The sequence below is a fragment of the Neobacillus sp. plas4 genome, from assembly GCF_057221695.1.
In genome coordinates this window covers 5,116,580-5,133,572 of sequence record NZ_CM170152.1, presented here as the reverse complement: position 1 = coordinate 5,133,572, position 16,993 = coordinate 5,116,580, and the positions used below count along the sequence as shown (strand labels likewise).

The 16,993-nt window shown below is 39.2% G+C and carries 20 protein-coding genes, 1 pseudogene and 1 riboswitch; of the genes and pseudogenes, 9 read left to right on the top strand and 12 right to left on the bottom strand.

Annotation, left to right across the window (positions count from 1 at the left end; translation table 11 throughout):
* Window positions 1–61 precede the first annotated feature (61 nt).
* The 3 genes from AC2TFD_RS25935 to AC2TFD_RS25925 form a co-directional block, all read right to left on the bottom strand.
* Window positions 62–343 (bottom strand): DUF3221 domain-containing protein, encoded by a 282-nt coding sequence (locus AC2TFD_RS25935; protein ID WP_335509324.1) that lies wholly within the window; start codon window positions 341–343, stop codon window positions 62–64.
* Window positions 344–374: 31 nt separating this feature from the next.
* Window positions 375–791, bottom strand: coding sequence for a DUF6376 family protein (locus tag AC2TFD_RS25930; protein ID WP_335568833.1), 417 nt, complete (start codon window positions 789–791; stop codon window positions 375–377).
* A gap of 151 nt (window positions 792–942) precedes the next feature.
* Window positions 943–1,377: a helix-turn-helix domain-containing protein gene (locus AC2TFD_RS25925; protein ID WP_335568834.1), complete on the bottom strand. Its 435-nt coding sequence runs from the start codon at window positions 1,375–1,377 to the stop codon at window positions 943–945.
* Between the two features lie 193 nt (window positions 1,378–1,570).
* On the opposite strand from AC2TFD_RS25925, the gene AC2TFD_RS25920 reads away from it, so the two are divergent.
* The 4 genes and pseudogenes from AC2TFD_RS25920 to AC2TFD_RS25905 all read left to right on the top strand — a co-directional run bounded on the left by AC2TFD_RS25920 (window position 1,571) and on the right by AC2TFD_RS25905 (window position 3,659).
* Window positions 1,571–2,185, top strand: a complete 615-nt coding sequence (locus AC2TFD_RS25920; protein WP_335568835.1) for a transposase — start codon at window positions 1,571–1,573, stop codon at window positions 2,183–2,185.
* Window positions 2,170–2,739, top strand: coding sequence for a magnesium chelatase domain-containing protein (locus AC2TFD_RS25915; protein ID WP_335568836.1), 570 nt, complete (start codon window positions 2,170–2,172; stop codon window positions 2,737–2,739). Before AC2TFD_RS25920 ends, AC2TFD_RS25915 begins: the two co-directional genes overlap by 16 nt.
* 50 nt (window positions 2,740–2,789) lie before the next feature.
* Window positions 2,790–3,283, top strand: a pseudogene (locus AC2TFD_RS25910) (ATP-binding protein); the annotation flags it as partial.
* 100 nt (window positions 3,284–3,383) lie between these two features.
* On the top strand, window positions 3,384–3,659 hold the full coding sequence (locus AC2TFD_RS25905) for a magnesium chelatase subunit ChlI family protein (RefSeq protein ID WP_484674197.1): 276 nt from the start codon (window positions 3,384–3,386) through the stop codon (window positions 3,657–3,659).
* A gap of 115 nt (window positions 3,660–3,774) precedes the next feature.
* Here the strand turns inward: AC2TFD_RS25905 and AC2TFD_RS25900 are convergent, their stop codons facing one another.
* The 6 genes from AC2TFD_RS25900 to AC2TFD_RS25875 all read right to left on the bottom strand — a co-directional run bounded on the left by AC2TFD_RS25900 (window position 3,775) and on the right by AC2TFD_RS25875 (window position 9,654).
* The gene (locus AC2TFD_RS25900) at window positions 3,775–5,379 is read right to left on the bottom strand and encodes an aminotransferase class V-fold PLP-dependent enzyme (RefSeq protein ID WP_335568838.1); all 1,605 of its coding nucleotides are present in this window, start codon (window positions 5,377–5,379) and stop codon (window positions 3,775–3,777) included.
* On the bottom strand, window positions 5,372–5,938 hold the full coding sequence (locus AC2TFD_RS25895; protein ID WP_335509311.1) for a glycerol-3-phosphate acyltransferase: 567 nt from the start codon (window positions 5,936–5,938) through the stop codon (window positions 5,372–5,374). The genes AC2TFD_RS25900 and AC2TFD_RS25895 overlap by 8 nt, the downstream gene beginning before the upstream one ends.
* 207 nt (window positions 5,939–6,145) lie before the next feature.
* Window positions 6,146–6,343: a hypothetical protein gene (locus tag AC2TFD_RS25890; protein ID WP_335568839.1), complete on the bottom strand. Its 198-nt coding sequence runs from the start codon at window positions 6,341–6,343 to the stop codon at window positions 6,146–6,148.
* A gap of 191 nt (window positions 6,344–6,534) precedes the next feature.
* Entirely contained in the window at window positions 6,535–7,917 is a 1,383-nt protein-coding gene (locus AC2TFD_RS25885) for a S1C family serine protease (RefSeq protein WP_484674196.1), read from the bottom strand.
* 241 nt (window positions 7,918–8,158) lie between these two features.
* Entirely contained in the window at window positions 8,159–8,971 is an 813-nt protein-coding gene (zupT, locus tag AC2TFD_RS25880) for a zinc transporter ZupT (RefSeq protein ID WP_335509305.1), read from the bottom strand.
* A 197-nt stretch (window positions 8,972–9,168) separates the two neighbouring features.
* Window positions 9,169–9,654: a hypothetical protein gene (locus AC2TFD_RS25875; protein WP_484674195.1), complete on the bottom strand. Its 486-nt coding sequence runs from the start codon at window positions 9,652–9,654 to the stop codon at window positions 9,169–9,171.
* Between the two features lie 374 nt (window positions 9,655–10,028).
* Between AC2TFD_RS25875 and AC2TFD_RS25870 the strand changes: the two genes are divergently transcribed.
* The 3 genes from AC2TFD_RS25870 (at window position 10,029) to AC2TFD_RS25860 (ending at window position 12,379) form a co-directional block, all read left to right on the top strand.
* On the top strand, window positions 10,029–10,685 hold the full coding sequence (locus tag AC2TFD_RS25870; protein ID WP_335509301.1) for a 5-bromo-4-chloroindolyl phosphate hydrolysis family protein: 657 nt from the start codon (window positions 10,029–10,031) through the stop codon (window positions 10,683–10,685).
* Window positions 10,682–11,869 (top strand): toxic anion resistance protein, encoded by a 1,188-nt coding sequence (locus AC2TFD_RS25865; protein WP_335509299.1) that lies wholly within the window; start codon window positions 10,682–10,684, stop codon window positions 11,867–11,869. Before AC2TFD_RS25870 ends, AC2TFD_RS25865 begins: the two co-directional genes overlap by 4 nt.
* Window positions 11,870–12,077: 208 nt before the next feature.
* Window positions 12,078–12,162, top strand: a riboswitch (cyclic di-GMP riboswitch).
* Window positions 12,163–12,208: 46 nt separating this feature from the next.
* Complete coding sequence (locus AC2TFD_RS25860) at window positions 12,209–12,379, top strand: hypothetical protein (protein ID WP_484674194.1); 171 nt, start codon at window positions 12,209–12,211, stop codon at window positions 12,377–12,379.
* Between the two features lie 322 nt (window positions 12,380–12,701).
* Here AC2TFD_RS25860 and AC2TFD_RS25855 read toward each other — a convergent pair whose 3' ends face one another.
* A complete protein-coding gene (locus tag AC2TFD_RS25855) occupies window positions 12,702–13,751 on the bottom strand; it encodes a multicopper oxidase domain-containing protein (RefSeq protein ID WP_484674193.1) in 1,050 nt (349 codons plus the stop codon).
* 211 nt (window positions 13,752–13,962) lie between these two features.
* Between AC2TFD_RS25855 and AC2TFD_RS25850 the strand changes: the two genes are divergently transcribed.
* Together AC2TFD_RS25850 and AC2TFD_RS25845 are read left to right on the top strand one after the other, a co-directional pair.
* On the top strand, window positions 13,963–14,640 hold the full coding sequence (locus AC2TFD_RS25850) for a copper homeostasis protein CutC (RefSeq protein WP_335568842.1): 678 nt from the start codon (window positions 13,963–13,965) through the stop codon (window positions 14,638–14,640).
* 39 nt (window positions 14,641–14,679) lie between these two features.
* Window positions 14,680–14,817 (top strand): hypothetical protein, encoded by a 138-nt coding sequence (locus tag AC2TFD_RS25845; protein ID WP_335568843.1) that lies wholly within the window; start codon window positions 14,680–14,682, stop codon window positions 14,815–14,817.
* A gap of 99 nt (window positions 14,818–14,916) precedes the next feature.
* On the opposite strand, the gene AC2TFD_RS25840 is transcribed toward AC2TFD_RS25845, so the two are convergent.
* Entirely contained in the window at window positions 14,917–16,623 is a 1,707-nt protein-coding gene (locus AC2TFD_RS25840; protein WP_335568844.1) for a hypothetical protein, read from the bottom strand.
* A gap of 43 nt (window positions 16,624–16,666) precedes the next feature.
* Window positions 16,667–16,969, bottom strand: coding sequence for a hypothetical protein (locus AC2TFD_RS25835; RefSeq protein ID WP_335515990.1), 303 nt, complete (start codon window positions 16,967–16,969; stop codon window positions 16,667–16,669).
* Window positions 16,970–16,993: the final 24 nt, after the last annotated feature.

The following is a 16,993-nucleotide window of genomic DNA, read 5'->3' as shown; positions in this document are numbered from 1 at the left end:
CAATGCTTGATTGTTGGTTTATCAACAGAAGAAAACAGGCTGAAAGCTCAGCCTGTTTTTATTATTTCAAGATTTCAATCCTTAAAGATTTACCTTGTAATGGATAGGATTCTCTCAATTTTCCATCTGTCCAAACGGCAACAGTTTGCCCTTTTTCAAAGGTATTAGTCTCGCTTTCTTTAGGGAGCGAAAGCCAGATTAATCCTACTTTCTCATCCTCTACTAAAATCCTGCTGCTTTCTACATCTATAACCGTTCCTTTAATATCGTATTCTCCTTTTATATTGCAGCCCGTTAGTACCATGAAAAATAAAATGAGTGTAAGGATTAGGTGTTTTTTCATGGCGTTTTACCTCCCCTTGTTTGGAGTTGATCTATTCACCACTTAGCTGTTGAATCTGGTCAATAATGCTGGTGATGTCTTGTACAGACTGGAATAGTTCGGTATTTTCAAGAATAGCAGGATCAAGGAGACCATCTTTGAAATTAGTCAAATAGGTTTCGATTTCAGTAAGAATGGCGCTGTTTCGTTCAACAATTTGCTGGTGGAGCTCAGCAGCTATATCGGGAGCCTGCAGGTCACTAAACGATTCGACCGTTTGCTGCATATCTTGAAGCAGAGCTTGTAGATCTTCTGCTGCTTGAATGTCACTAACAGCTTGTTGCGCAAGTGCAGGAGCTTCATTCGCAAAATCAGTAGCAGCAGATAAATAATCAGTAGCTTCATTTATATAAGAAAGTGTATCCTGTGCGTCATTAAGAAACGAACATCCCCCAAGCAGCAACAACATGCTGGCAGAAAATACAATCAGTAAATTCTTCAGAGTAAATCCTCCTTTTGATTATGCGTTTTTATGGTGCCTCTATGGTGCCTGTCACCGCCCGTGGACAAAAGTACCGTTTTGTCCGTGTGGAGTGGACAGTTGGGATTGAAGCTTTATTTTATTTAGGTATAATGTCGTATTTAATACAGAGCTTCCGAATTGAGGTTGTTGGTCCATTCTCAATGGTGTTTATTTTCGCTTTAAATGGATGTTTGGTAATCTTATTTTTGAAGTTATGTGTTTTTTTCTTTTGTAGAACCAGTTTTCTTTGTTTGTCTCTCTGCTTCGCTAATTCATATTTCTTATTAACCCTATTAAAATAATCTATATTTTCCTTATGAATTTCATCTATTAATTCAGAAGCTTCCATTTTAAATACCTTAGCCAAATAAAAAAAGACTCCGAGACCTATATCTGGATACATATTAGCTTCCAGTTCTCGAATAAACTCGACGTCCTCGTCAATAAGTTCAGCAACATCTTCAATTGAAAGCTGTCTTTCGATTCTTAATCTTTGTATTACTTTGCCAGTCTCAAATTCTCCTAAATCCATTCGTATTACCCCTTCCTAACTCAATTATACAGATATCTTCCTTTTAAGTGAAATGAATGAAATTTCTTTATCAAAAGGAAGAGGATTTTTGGGAAGGATGTCGAATGATATAATTTATTCTAACTATCTTCCTCGTTTTTCAACTTTACCAATTTCCTATCAACTCAAATCCAATTAAATAGGAGTGACCGTAATGGGTCGAAAACGCCGCACATGGTTTCAAGGTGCAAAATACCATATTACAAGTAGAGGTAATCGGAAATCTTCACTTTTTTATGATGATGAGGACCACACAAAGTACCTAAGTCTTTTAAAAGAAACGAAAAACACCTTTTCCTTTACCCTTCATGCCTTCTGCTTAATGACCAATCACACACATCTCCAGCTTGAAACCTCAGACACTTCTCCAACCATTATCATGAGCCATCTCAATACCAAATACGCCAAATACTTTAATAAAAAATACGACTACAGTGGACATGTATTTGAAAAGCGTTACGGAGCTGAATTACTTGATTCCCTTGATTATGAATTTGATGTAAGCAAATATATCCATCTAAATCCATTGAAGGCAGGACTTGTCGATGAACTGGAGGATTACCCTTGGAGCAGTTACAACGCATATGTTAATGGAGAGGCATCCCGACTCGTTGACACCAAACATCTGCTTTCCTATTTTCCATCACCCGCAACGCAACATTACGAGGAATATGTTAAAACTCCTCTAATGGATCTTTTTTTACTCGATAATGGAAAAGTCATGATGATACCAAGAAAGACGGAGGAAAATCCATGTGTGCAAAAGTAACAAGTATTGGTCTTAAAGGCATGGAAGGTTATCGTGTAAATGTGGAAGTGAAGACGTTTGTTGGAAATGATTCTATTCGAATTGTAGGTCTGCCGGATGCCGCAGTTAAGGAATCGAAAGAAAGGATTATTGTCGCACTAAGGTCATTAGGATATTCTGTTCATGGTCAAAAAATTATCATTAATCTTTCGCCTTCTGAACAAAAGAAAAGCGGCCCAATGTTTGACCTGCCTATTGCAATTGGTGTGCTAGTAAGTCTGAATGAACTAGTGATTTCGATACCTGAGAATTCTGGATTCATCGGAGCGTTATCATTAGACGGAGCAATTGTGCCTATTGAAGGAATGCTTCCTGCCGTGTTAGCTGCTAAAAAGGCAGGATTACAAAGGCTTTACATGCCGTATGACGAAAAGCTACTATACCTGGATTTTCATGATTTAGAAATTACTTATATTAGTTCACTGAATGATGTGATAGATAACTTAGAGGGAAGAGGGGAGATATTTATAAGATCCCCAAAATTGATAAAATTGAACAACATTTCAATAACCTGATTGACTTTAAACAAATCATTGGACATCGAGATATCAAAAGGGCGTTAGAAGTGACAGCAGCAGGGGAACATCATGTCTTGATGACAGGACCGCCTGGCTGTGGTAAAAGTATACTTGCAGAAAGCTTTCCCTCTATTTTACCCCCATTGTAAAAGAAGCCCAACTTGAAATAATCGCACTGCATCAATTAAGCGGCACCCACTATCCTAACTCCAAAACACCGCCATTCCGAAATCCTCATCATTCTGCCTCTGGAATCTCCATTATTGGCGGTGGGACTTATCCAAAACCCGGTGAGATTTCTTTAGCCCATCGCGGTGTTTTATTCCTTGATGAAATTGCTGAGTTTCCGAAAAAAACACTTGATATGCTCCGCCAGCCATTTGAAAATGGAAAAATTACCATCAGCCGTACACATGCCACACTTACTTATCCAGCTTCTTTTATTTTAATTGCAGCCATGAATCCATGCCCGTGCGGCTATGCTGGTTCCAATACCCATTACTGTACCTGTACACCTAGGCAGACACTTTCCTATCAAAATAAAATATCGGGTCCGCTCCGGGACCGATTTGATATTCATCTTAAAAGCAACCATGTTGACCTAGAAAGTAAGATGGAAGGAGGAGGGATTTCTTCAGAATATGTTCGAGGCAAAGGTGAGGAAACTAGGAATCGTCAATACGAACGGTATGGGAAAAAACTATGCAATAGCAGAGTTAGTTATGATACCCTGCAAAAAAACAAGCCCATTAACACTAGAGCAGGAAAGGGTCCTTCACCAACTTGCAGCCAAGAAAAACTGGAGCAATCGTACCCAAATCAAAATCATCCGCCTGGCTCGAACCATTTCTGATCTGGAGGGAAACAGTGAAATAACCGACCAAAGTATTTGGGAGGCTGTAAAACTTCGAAGGTGAAACGAAAGGAAAAAAAGGTGACAGGCACCGCTCGTGGACACTTTCCACCCCAGGTGGACACTTGCCCCCTAAGAAAGTCACCACCTTAAAAATGGTAGTGACTTTGCCTCTATTTTTAGATTTTAATAGTTTTTTGTTGGGCGGCTGTTTTTTCGTAAGTGATGACGCGGTTTAAGAGGCTGGTCATTTTTTCAAGATCAACTGTTTCGTAGTGGTCGATGCAAGCAATCTGAATCCAGTTTCTACGCTGAAGATAGTCACTTTCATAGTGCAGCTGATAGCCATGATTGTATAATATATCTCCAATCACAACAGAAGAAAATGAAGGCGGTACCTCAATCGTAAGAATGATAGGTGAGCTGTGCTCTTCACTAACGATGGTAAAGTCCAATTGTTTAAGTTGCTTCTTTAAAAAGGAGTGTGTTTCCACCACTTTTTCAAATGTTTCACTCGTAATATCCTCTAATGCAGCTAGAAGAGCTTCTAAAAGGTTAGAGGAGTGCGAAAAAGGAATACTTTCCTTAGCCATATACGTTCCTAAATCAAGATATTTCGGAAGTGTGGATGACGGCTGCACCTCGTGGTGATGGAAGACAAACGAAAGTCCTGATAGAGCACGGATTGCTTTACCACTAACACCCGTTGCCAAATAAACTCCTTTTAAATCGATTTCCATTGCTCCTAAAGAGCTAATACAATCAAGACAAAGCTTCAGTTGGTGCCGAGCAGAGATTTCCTTCAACATACCAAGATCATTAAGCATTCCAGAGGATGTTTCGCTGTGCACTGCCCATATCCAAGTCGTTTCCTGGGATACTTTTTCCAGTACTTCAAAACGGGTAAAAGGTTCTCCCCAGTCTTTTTGAAGCACGTCAAAATGGAGTCCAAATCTACTAGCCTGCTCTACTAATCGGCTGCCAAATTCACCATTCGTTAAAATAAGCCCCCGGCCGCTTTCTAAAGAAAGTTGACCCGCCACTACATCATTGGCAAGTGTTCCAGACCCTAGGAAAATTTGAACATATCTACTTTTCACAAGTTGGCCAAGTTTGGTCTTCGCTTTATCGATTTTTTCCTTATAAAGGTCTGACCGATGAGAAATCGGGGTTTTCCCTAATGCGGTCATGACTTTTTCAGAAACTTGAACGGGACCAGGCAAGAAGGGGATCGTCGGTGGAAGGATTCTGCCGGCAATCGACCCGTCAAACGTTTTCTTCGTTAAATACATGGGCTGGAAAAGTGCCTCTGCAGTTCCTGTTAATTTAGCAAAGGGCTGAAATCCTAATTGGCCGTAAAGCTTCAATTGGCGAACTGTCCCTGAAATGAGCGCAATATCGTAGCCCTTTTTTATGCAATATTTGATTAAAAACTGTGTGAGACCTAAAAAGACTCTTCCATTACGAAATTCCTTTTTGACTGATAAAAGTCTAACTTCACAAGGTGAATTTATTGAAAATGGGAGTGACTGTTCTACAGGACCGATTTTTTTATCAAGTGAAAATGGTCGGTTATTGCGTACTGCAGCCATACCAATTACTTCATTTTCTTTTATACAAATAATATATGTATTTTCAGCATGAAATTGATCCACTAATTTTTGCTCTTCATTTTTTTGATGCTGCGGAATTTCCTCTGAAAAAGTTTGATAATTTAAGCGATGAATTTGTTCAAATTCATCACGAGAGGTTGCAATTTTGAAAAAAAACTCGTGCTTACTCATTAGGTTTCAGCCTTTCCTTGAGATTTTCTGCATGTGCGGCGTAAAGCATAGCGATTATACCTAATGCTATCGTGCAACTTGGCCAATCATTATTTTTTATAAATAGTACCACTGGGATAAATAGAAATGCTCCTAAACCTGCTAACGTAAAGCTTTTCAAAAAAGTGTAGAAGATTGAAAATCCCAGGATAATTACTGGAACCATAATGGGATCAAAGGTAATGATACCACCGATGAAGGTTGAAATCCCTTTACCGCCTTTGAATTTTAGGGTAACTGGTTTGATATGACCAATAATGGCAAGTGCTAACCCTAATAGTTGAATAGTTTCTGAGAATTGTAAGTAACGGGCCGCTAGGATCACAAGTGCACCTTTTAGGGCATCCCCAAGGAAAATGAGAACAAAGGCCGTTTTGCCGTGTTGGCGTCCAGCATTTCTTGCTCCGACATTACCACTTCCCTGTACCCTGATATCCTTATGATAAAAAATCTTTGTGATTAGAAAACCAAACATAACACTTCCTATAAAATAGGAAAGAACTAAGTACAGCCATATCATTTAAAACACACCCTTTAAGAGTTCTGGGTCAGGCATAAATTATGAATTTATTACCATCCATTATAATATGATTTTGGAATTATTCACATACCTTGTTCATACATCCTTCAAAAAGAACAAATATAAGACTGCAGCTCCTTAATCGATTGGAGGAATCGGCTAGACATATGAAAAGAAAAACATCCTCCAACTTGAGGATGCTTTCAATTAGTCTCCGCCGCCCCCGCCTGAGTCTCCGCCGCCTGAGTCGCTATCAGAGCTATAGGCGTGATCATGGCTATAGTCATTGTCATTGTCATTTTCATAGTTATAATGGCGGCTTTTGCTGCTACTACGATTTGGAAAAATTAAAAAGGCTAAAATAATAGACAAAACACCAAAAAATACCTGTTCAGAAAATATCAAATACACCCCAAAAATAAAAATGAGGAAACCTACCAATCGTAAAAACCCTCTCAGAAGACATTCCCCCCAAAAAAAGATACATATATAAATAGATATTATCTACTATCGCTTTTTATACGTTTTAATTTGAGGGGTGCCTGTCACCATTTATTCATTTTCCTTCAATTATACTTCGATTTATGCAGTCAGATTTATTCTTCGTCTTTTTTCTGTTGTTTCTTTTGCTGTTCTTGCAGTGCTAGGATGATGTCCTGGACGTCGATTTTTCCATCGTTGTTTAGGTCTGGGATTGTGTTCTCTGGTACAGTTGGCGGGGTAGGTGGTGCCTGCGGTGCTGTTGTTACAGCTGCAGTGGCAGCTCTGTTTTTCGGCTTAAAGACAAAGGTAAACACTAATAGCAGAATAACTAATAATGTTGCAACTCCATCTAAGATATAGAAAATGGTTTTATAATCGGACCATAATATTTTGCTGTCGTCCGTTCTTTGCTCGGAATTCGTGATGAACTTTTTGATTTCGGAGTGGTTTGGATAAAGTCTTTGAACTGCTTCAAATTTTTCAAGAGCGTTCTCATAATAGCCGCCCCAATAAAGCTCCAACCCTTCCTTATAAAGTTTATCGGTGTTGCTAGATGTATTCTTTGCTCCTGCTTGGTTTGTAAATTCCTTTACGGTATTTACTGGAACGGAGAAGTTAAAACCTTGAACCTCTTGACCATTTACCGTGTCGCCTCTAAAGGTAAGAAGGCCAATAATTTCTCCTTTTTCATTGATAACGGGTCCACCGCTATTTCCATGTGTGGCAGCTGCGTTAATTTGAATAACAGGGCTTCCTTGCTCTGTTTTCTTATCAGTAGCAGAAATTTGCCCGGCATTCATGGAAGATACAAGAGAGGAATCAGGTGATAATAAATCAGAATCTGCAGCAGCAGGGTAGCCGCTTACCCAAATATTATCTTGGTTTTGAATATTATCAGAGTTTCCAAGCTTTAAAGTAGGAAGGTTTTTCCCTTCAATCTTGAGTACAGCAACATCTTTCCCTTCATTGATTGGTGCACCATAACTTTTCACTTCACCGTCAAGTATGTCACCGCCTGGTAAAATGACTTTAATAACTTTTTGGACCTGAGTATATTGCGTGTAGGTTAACATGTATTCATAAGCCGTGTCATAGCTTACCTGAAAATAGTCTGCGATGATGGTCACAAGCTGATTAAATGCTGCATTGGCAATATCATCATCTTCCATTTGTGCTGCTTCTACCACATGAGCATTGGTAACAATATATCCATCAGAGCTAATGATTGCCCCTGAACCAGAACCACCCACAACGGATTGGTAGTTTAATTGATTCAAAATAGCTTCTACTTCAGGATCATTTGGATTGTTAAACTGCCATCCCACAACAGAGTACCCAAGAATTCGAACAACCGCTGGCTTCGAGTATTCTGCAAGCTTCTGTGCTTGAGAAATAGTCGAAGAGTTTGGTTTAATACCCATTAGAACAAAAGAAGCCACAATCACTCCAATAAGTATCAAACTAAGCGGAATTGTAAATAGGGCCCTTTTCAACAAATAAATTCACCTCTTCTATAAAATTGGAAAATTCCATGTAGTATATGCCCTCAAGCGAATAACGAAACTTTGTACCTAAAAATAAATATTTTGGTGCCTGTATGGGTGCCTGTCACCAAGGTGACACCTAAAAGGTGTTCACCACTCGTGGATACTCTCACCCCATCAGCTGGACTGTTGACGGCTATTCAAAAACAAAAAGCCAGCAAGCGCTGGCTTTTGATTTTGAATAAGCTGTTGTTTAGATGAACAGTAAAAGGCTGATTGCCATGACGGCCATACCTGCAATCAGTCCGTAGATAGATAGGTGGGTTTCGTCATATCTTTTTGCTGCAGGTAATAATTCATCAAGGGAGATGAACACCATTATTCCTGCAACGGCTGCGAAGATAATCCCAAACATAACATCATTCAGGAAAGGCATTAAGAAAAGATAAGCTACTACCGCACCAATAGGTTCAGATAAACCAGACAAGAATGATAGTTTAAAAGCTTTTTTCTTATCTCCGGTAGCAAAGTAGACAGGTACGGAAACGGCAATCCCCTCTGGGATGTTATGAATGGCTATCGCAACAGCGATGGCAATCCCGAGTGCAGGGTCCTGTAGGGCAGAAGTGAAGGTCGCGATCCCCTCTGGAAAGTTATGAATACCAATAGCAAGTGCTGTAAATGTCCCCATCTTTAATAAGTCAGGCTTCTTTCCATCGCTAATATTTGGCTGATTCATGTCTTCAACCGTTTTTAATTCATGTGGGTTTGATTGTTTTGGGATAAATTTATCAATGGCGGCGATCAGAAGCATACCTCCGAAAAATCCTCCAACGGTTAACCAGTTCCCTGGGACAACACCCAGTGAGTCCACAAGCGCGACCTTTGCTTTTACAAAGATTTCTACCATGGACACATAAATCATTACACCGGCCGAAAATCCAAGGGTAACAGATAAAAATTTTGTATTTGTATGTGATGTGAAAAACGCAAGCAGACTTCCTATGCCTGTTGCAAGGCCAGCAAATAATGTCAGCCCAAATGCTAATAGCAGATTCTCTGTCATAGTTCTCTTCTCCCTTTATTTAAAGTAATAATTTTAAAGTTTGGAATAGTAATATATATGCATAAACACTAAAATGTTTCCTTTGAGAAACATTTTACACCTACCGAAACAAAAAAACAGTAAAAATTTTTGGAAAATAGAAAAAAGCGTGAGGGTTCTTGAATATTATCAAGCCCATCACGCTTTGCTTATCTATATTAGTAGAATCCGCCGCCATACCCGCCTCCGTAACCACTCATGCCAGGGCCATACCCTGAACCATACATGCCATACCCTGGCCCATATCCTCCAGGATAACCACCTGGGTTTCCATATCCACCATACCCGCCATATCCACCTAGACTTGATCCTAAATAACCTAATCCAAGTCCGAGCAGTCCAGCACCAACATTACCTAAATTAAATCCACCATGATGTCCGCCGCCATGATGTCCACCGCCATGATGTCCGCCGCCATGATGTCCGCCGCCATGATGTCCACCGCCATGATGTCCGCCGCCATGATGTCCACCGCCATGATGTCCGCTGCCATGATGTCCGCCGCCATGATGTCCACCACCATGATGTCCGCCGCCATGATGTCCACCACCATGGTGTCCACCGCCATGATGTCCATCGCCATGGTGTCCACCGCCATGATGTCCAAATCGAAAGTTAACAGGCATTTCAAATGGTTGATACATTTGATTATCTCGCTCCTCTATCTATAAATTTTTATTGTGATACCTTAATATCCTATGTATAACTGGGTATTCCTCTTGGACTAAGGCCCAGCTTATACATAACAGCTGAAACGAAAGAACACTGTCCGTCTGAGGTGGACAGTGTCCACGAGCGGTGCCTGTCACCCATGTCACCGCCATCACAAAAAAACATCAAAATACGTCTTAGGTCTTAGTCTTTTTTACGTTTGTGGTCTATGGAAAGCAGGAGTTTTATGGTGTATTGTTGAAGTAATGGAAGGTTTGTTACTTTTCTAGCATTTAGTATTTATTGAAACATTTCCGTTGTTCATTCGTATGTAAATAAAGGATTTATTAGTCAGGAGTCGATTATGATGAACCGATTTTTATCGTTTCTTGTTCAGAGTGTAGTCACTGTTCCAACCGCAGCCATTGCATGGTTTACCAGCTATTTTGCTTTCAATCAGACATTTTTGCTTTCATCAGCGATCGCATTAGGAGGCGGGGTCATCGTCTACAATATTACCTCCGCCGTTATGACGTCCCGCTTTTTGAAAAAACATCAGCTCACTAGAAAAGAATATCGTTATATAAAGAAGAATTTGGATGAAGCCAAACAAAAAATTAATCGTCTAAACAAATCGTTATTTACAATTCGTGATCTTTCAACAGTAAAACAGAGACTGGACGTACTCCGTATTACGAGGAAAATACAAAATATGACAAAGTCAGAGCCAAGGCGATTTTATAAAGCCGAGAAATTTTACTTTTCTCATTTAGATTCAGTCGTTGAGCTAACAGAGAAATATCGTTTCTTATCCCAACAGCCGAAGAAAAGCCATGAGATTGATGTTTCCTTATATGAGACGCGTCAAACCTTAACAGACCTAACTAAGGCACTAGAAGAGGATCTCTATCATGTCATTTCAGACGATGTGGATTCCCTGAATTTTGAAATTGATGTGGCGAAACATTCCATCAAAAAAATAAACGATACTAAAACTATAGATGAAAGCAGGAGGTTAAAATGAGCGGAAATAACTCACCTCAGTTCAATAAAAATGGAAATTTATTAGATGATATTCTAGCCAACCCGTTCGGTGACACCGAGCTTGTCCCACAACAAGAAGCACAGCAGGTCTCCCAGCTTCAGGAAGCAAAGCCAACAAAACTTATTGATGTGATCCCTGAGGAAAATCGGGCAAAAGCCTATCAGCTCGCTGAACAAATTGACCCGAGAAACCATCAGGCAATGATTACCTACGGTTCCCAGGCACAAGGTAAGCTATTAAGCTTTTCGCACACCATGCTCGAGCATGTGCAGAAAAAGGATATTGGTGAGGTAGGCGAAATCATCAGCGATCTAATGAAGAGATTGGATGAGGTTAATCCAGATGAGTTAAAGGATGGAAAGCCATCCTTTTTCGGGCGTTTGTTTGGAAAAATTTCTAACTCCATGCAAGAAGTGCTGTCAAAATATCAAAAGACCGGTGCACAGATTGACCGTATTAGTGTGAAACTTGATCGCAGCAAGAACGTGCTGTTATCAGACATTAAATTATTGGAACAGCTATATGAAACAAATAAAGAATATTTCCATGCCTTAAATGTCTATATTGCAGCGGGCGAAATTAAGCTGGAAGAGCTCCATCAAAAAACCATTCCTGAAATGAAACGGGCCGCAGAGGCAACAAGTGATCAAATGAAGTTCCAAGAAGTTAACGATATGATTCAGTTTGCAGACCGTTTGGATAAACGCTTATACGATTTAAAATTGAGCCGTGAAATCACCATTCAGAGTGCTCCACAAATCCGCTTAATACAAAACACGAACCAGGCGCTTGTGGAAAAAATACAATCTTCCATTATGACAGCGATTCCGCTTTGGAAAAATCAAGTTGCCATTGCACTTACTCTTATTCGTCAGCGTCATGCAGTCGAAGCTCAGAAAAAAGTATCGCAGACTACAAATGAGTTATTATTAAAAAACGCTGAAATGCTGAAGACGAACACGATTGAGACGGCAAAAGAAAATGAACGCGGTCTCGTTGATATTGAAACACTTAAGAAGACTCAGGAAAACTTAATCACTACGCTTGAAGAAACCATGCGCATTCAAGAAGAAGGGCGTCACAAACGCCGTCTAGCTGAACAAGAGCTAGCTAATATGGAAAACGATTTGAGAGTAAAACTATTAGAAATAAAGGGTAATTAAAGTAGGCTCTTATCGTAAAGATTGTAGTTAAATAAAGAAGATTTTAACGTGGAATTGTTATTTTGGGCTTTTAGATTTAGTTTCTAACGTATTTATAAAAATTAGGCAGAGCAGCATACCAAAAAAATAGAAAACGCACACAAAGTAGTGCGAAGGTCTCTTTATTATATTGAGCTTGTATAATATAGTTCTTATTAACAACATAAATCGTACGAAACGGCAAAACTATTGAAAAATGGTGACGCAAAACTATAGGGGCTAATGTTTTAGGACGATGCCAGCCAGTTACCGAACACGATCCTCTGCGATTTATGTAAATCAATTGAGGAGGTTTTCTTTGTGCTGTTAAAAAATGTATTTTTAAGGGGTAAATATTACTATCATCTTTTTCAATATCATCACATTGAAATGCTAAAAAATGATTGTTTAATTGATGAGCTTAAATGCGAACTAAAAGTGAAATCCTTATACCATAATAGTAAAGCCATTGAACTTGGTGCAAGAATATAAACGTGTAGCCCGGGGAATTCCCTGGGCTATCTTTCTGTTTTCAAGAATTAGTTGTGGATAATGCAGTGGATAACTGTGGGTAACTGGATAACTACTGTGTATAACTATTGTCGGTTTGGGGATATTTTTTAATCTGACGTGGATAACCTCTTAATAACTATAACAAAAGTGTTTTATCTGTGGGTAATTTCCCTGAAGCTGTTGATAACTACTATTTGATTAGAATTCCAGCATTTTATAAAAAGTGAGAAGCACCGGAAATGTCCTGCACCGATGCTTTCTGTCCGTCTTTCTAGCTCCAGCGCGCTTACGCTTTTCTTTGTTAGTGTGACATACCCTGACTGCCATCATCAAGGCCGTCTTTTGTAACTTTGATAATTCCAACCGCCCCTTTGGTTGCGTGGTTGAATTGGTGGGTAACAATGGGATAACTGCCTTCTTTGGTAACAGTGAATTCAACAACAGCACCTCCACTGGCCGGAAGCATTACCGTCTGCAAGCCTTTCATGAGATTAAATGGATTCCCATCGATATAAACGTTGTCAAAGACGGTGCCGACAACGTGGAAGCTGCTAACTTCATTTGGCCCCACATTGTTAACGTAAATCCTAATTTTGTCGCCAACCTTGGCTAGGAGTGGAGTGTCGACCAACGCACCAACTGTACCGTTTGTATTCAAATCGCCCTCTGTTAAAGCTTTAGCTGAAAATACAACATTACTAGGGACACCATTGGTAAAATCCTCAAGGTCATTGTACTTATACCATTCATTTTGTACAATCACAAATTCGCGGTCAATTTCACTATCAGTTGGGTAGCCATTTTTAGGCTTAACAATAATGGTACCATGCATTCCGTTTGCGATATGAGATAAAACAGGCTTCGTTCCACAATGATACATGAAAACTCCGGGATTATTAGCTGGGTAGGTAAAGCTGCCAGATTCATTTGGCATTACATCAATAAAATCCTTTGAAGGAGAGGCGTGAACTGCATGAAAGTCCATACTATGCGGGATGGCCGGATCCATATTTTTTAAGGTAAAGTTAATGGTATCTCCTTCATTTACCACAATTACTGGTCCAGGGGCTTCGCCATTAAATGTCCATGCTTTATATATAAAATCCTTGGTAATTTCGATGTCGGTAATCTGTGCGGTCATTTCAACATTAACTTCGTGTTCACCAACACGTTCTATGCTGAGTGGAATGGGTGTTTGGTTGAGATTTTTATGAGGTTCAATAACTTGTGAGGAGGTATTCGTTTTCGCATTCGCAACTTGATGTTCCAATGGATCTTTTCCTGCATTACAAGCACCTAAAAATAAAACAGAATTGAACATAATCGCTGCAAATTTTACGATTTTTCTCATTTAGATCCTACCCCTTTTATATAATTTGTTTACACTTTCATTGTAAATTTTGTAAAAATTATCCTAGTGATTCCAATCACTGATTTTTCTGAATATAGTGAACAAATTGTGAAATGTTGAGCAATTAAAAGTACCGATAAGTTATTTATGTTAATTAAGCTGTTAAAGAAACTTTTTGCTAAAATGGATAATGAAACAGGAGGGATTAAACATGATGATTGAATACATAGCAGTAACAGTGGAGGATGCAAAATTCATTGAGAAATCCGGGGCAGACCGTATTGAATTGGTTTCGGGATTAACGGAGGGAGGTCTAACCCCAAGCTACGGGTTAATCGACAAGGTGGTCAAAAGTGTCAGAATTCCAGTAAACGTTATGGTGAGACCACATGGACAATCGTTTTGTTACTCAGAAGATGACATTGCAATTATGAAAAATGATATCCGTATGATTCAATCATTAGGGGCAAATGGTGTTGTCTTCGGTATGTTGGATAAGGAAGGGAATGTTGACTTCCGCCAGCTAGAAGAGTTATTAACGGAAGCAGGAACAATGGAGGTAACCTTTCATAGAGCCATCGACAGTTCCAGTAACATAGTGGAAAACGCTGAAAAATTGGATCGCTATAATGAAATCACTACCATCTTAACTTCAGGTGGTTATGGTGAGTGGAATTCACGAATCGAAACCTTGTTAAACATGAAAGCGGTTTGCAGAAACACGGATATTCTAATAGGAAGCGGGCTTTCAAAGGAGAATATCCGAGAGGTTCATGAGCAGGTGGGGACCAATTGTTACCACTTTGGCACAGCGATAAGAGAGGACCAAAGCATATTAAAAAACGTTTCCTTAGAAAAAGCGCTTGAGATCGTTCATACCTTGAAATAATTGGGCATATTAAAAACAACCTATTATTTGGAGGACACCATGAATAAAGAAAAAGGCAAAACCAGCGAAGGCCTCAACCAAATCTTCGAAATCATCAATGCCAAAGGTGATGACGGAGAACTAAAACAAATCGTCCAAAACAACGATAGCAAACAGCAGACCGGAAAAAATGCATAAAAGAGTGCATAAATAGGAATAAATGAATAAATGGTGCCTGTCACCGTCCGTGGACAGTGGACACGGACGGTGACAGGCACCCATTCATTGGCATCCCATCTATTGTTTTACAAATTGTTGGTTTATGTATGCGTACTTTTCTGATTGACCTTGGTCGCCGATAAGTTCTAGTATATTTTCTATTAACTTAGGAGTAGACATCCCTTTTACTGTTATGTCTGTTCGGAGACTTATGTTACCATTTTCAGAAATTGGACTGTACACCCATACAAACGATTCAAATGTTTGGCTGAGTGCCATAATGACAATTTCAGGGTTGCCACTATTATCAAAATCGTATGCTGCATGATAAAGGGAATAGCCTTCTTTTAAGGACCCGTTTTCATCAAATGGTGAAACCTCAGATTCAATTATCAGATCAAAGCTGGTTTCAACAGTTTGGCTATCCTTTAATACTAGGCTTTTACCTCCGTTTGGATTTCCTTGCCCAAACGTTAATTGCTGTTGTTGTCCATCTGCAGTAAATACAAAGGGGCTCTCACTATCCCATCGTATAAAAGGCTCTAATGGCGGTTCTGGTAATGATGACTTCTTTTGCTCATTTACTCCAGCGGTACCTGTGTTAGAGGCAGCTGCCTTTTCCTTATTATCTGTAAGCAGGTCATACACAAGGTACAGACCACTTCCAGCAACAAGGGTAAAGCAGAGGACAAACGATAAATGAATACCACGCTTCTTAAAAAACTTAATGGCTGGATTTGCGGTTTCATTCTGTACTTCGGTTATCAACTTTCTAAAGCTGCCAGTTGAAATCTGTTGAAGTTCTTCCCTAGCACCTTTATTCTTCCAAATCGATCTTGGGTGAGATTTTAAGTAAACCTTCAAAGCTCGATAGTAGTGATGATCCAATTGAAGGCTTTTGGCTGTCCACTTAATAAACGATATCAGTTGTTCCTCATCTGCATTTTTACTCAAATACGCAAATAATTGCGGGTACTGATAACTTCCTTCCTCATTAGCAAACGCAGCGAGTATATGCTGGAAGTATTCAGTAGAAAGATTGCACCGCAGCACATTTCTTATTACTGCTTGCAACTCCTCCCGAAGAGAAGGGGTTACCTCCTGAAGCAGCAAAGCCGCGGAAATTCCTGGTGTGTGAAATAGATGCTGTAGTACCATCATGCTTTTGTATTTATGGAGGATGCGTTTATCCTTAAGCTCATGCTCGTTAAGCTTCCCGGATGTTACCTCTCTAAAAGCAGCAATTTCCTTGAGCGTAATTTTCTGTAAATCAAGTTTGTCCAGTAAGGCAATTTCTGAATAAACCATCATTTTATCTTTTATTTTAGTGAAATCAACTTCAGGATTGTTCAACGTAAAGGCCTTCACCCTGCTGGCTGCTATAAAAATATCAGGAGAATCGCCGACAGCATTAGCCGTTTTTTGGATCGCAAGTATTTGAAAGTACACATTCTTAAGAAAATAGGGGTATGTTTCAAGTAGGTTCGTAATTTTGTTTAAAATCTCTTCGACACTAGTAAGGTTGATCTTCTCATCAAGGTAACCCTTCAAAAGATCGGTGTAATCACGGTTTTGATTTATAAACAGTATTACTGACTTGTGGATAACAGGATGATTCTCAATCATTCCCCAAAATTTAAGGAAAGTTGGATGGCTGTGGTAATATTCAAGGGTGTTTAGAATCAAAGCAAGCTCAATATCTGTAAGGGACATTTTGTTAGATTCGAGCACGTCTTTAAATGATTCAATGTTATACTCTGAGTTTTTTTTCTCATAGAAGCTCACTTTCCCCGTCTCCTTTTTCAGTTTCTACTATTAATATAGTAAATTACATTTCTTTTTTAGAAATGGGTATAAATTTATTAAAGATTCCGATACACGTTATCTGACCTAAGCCAATTTCGGTAAAATCTGTTTTATAGACTGATAAAATGAAGTAATCTGAATGTGTTGTTCCCATATCAAAAACCTTTTCCCCTGCGAATGAAAGAATACCCTTCTCTACAATAGTAGAAGATTGATCCATTGCTTCATGAGTAATCCACTCTAAGTAAGTTGAACGTTCAGGGTTTGTTTCTGTTAATACAAATACAATCACTATCAATAGAATAATAGAAATGATCCGTTTCACCTTTTAACCCCTATTCTAATATTT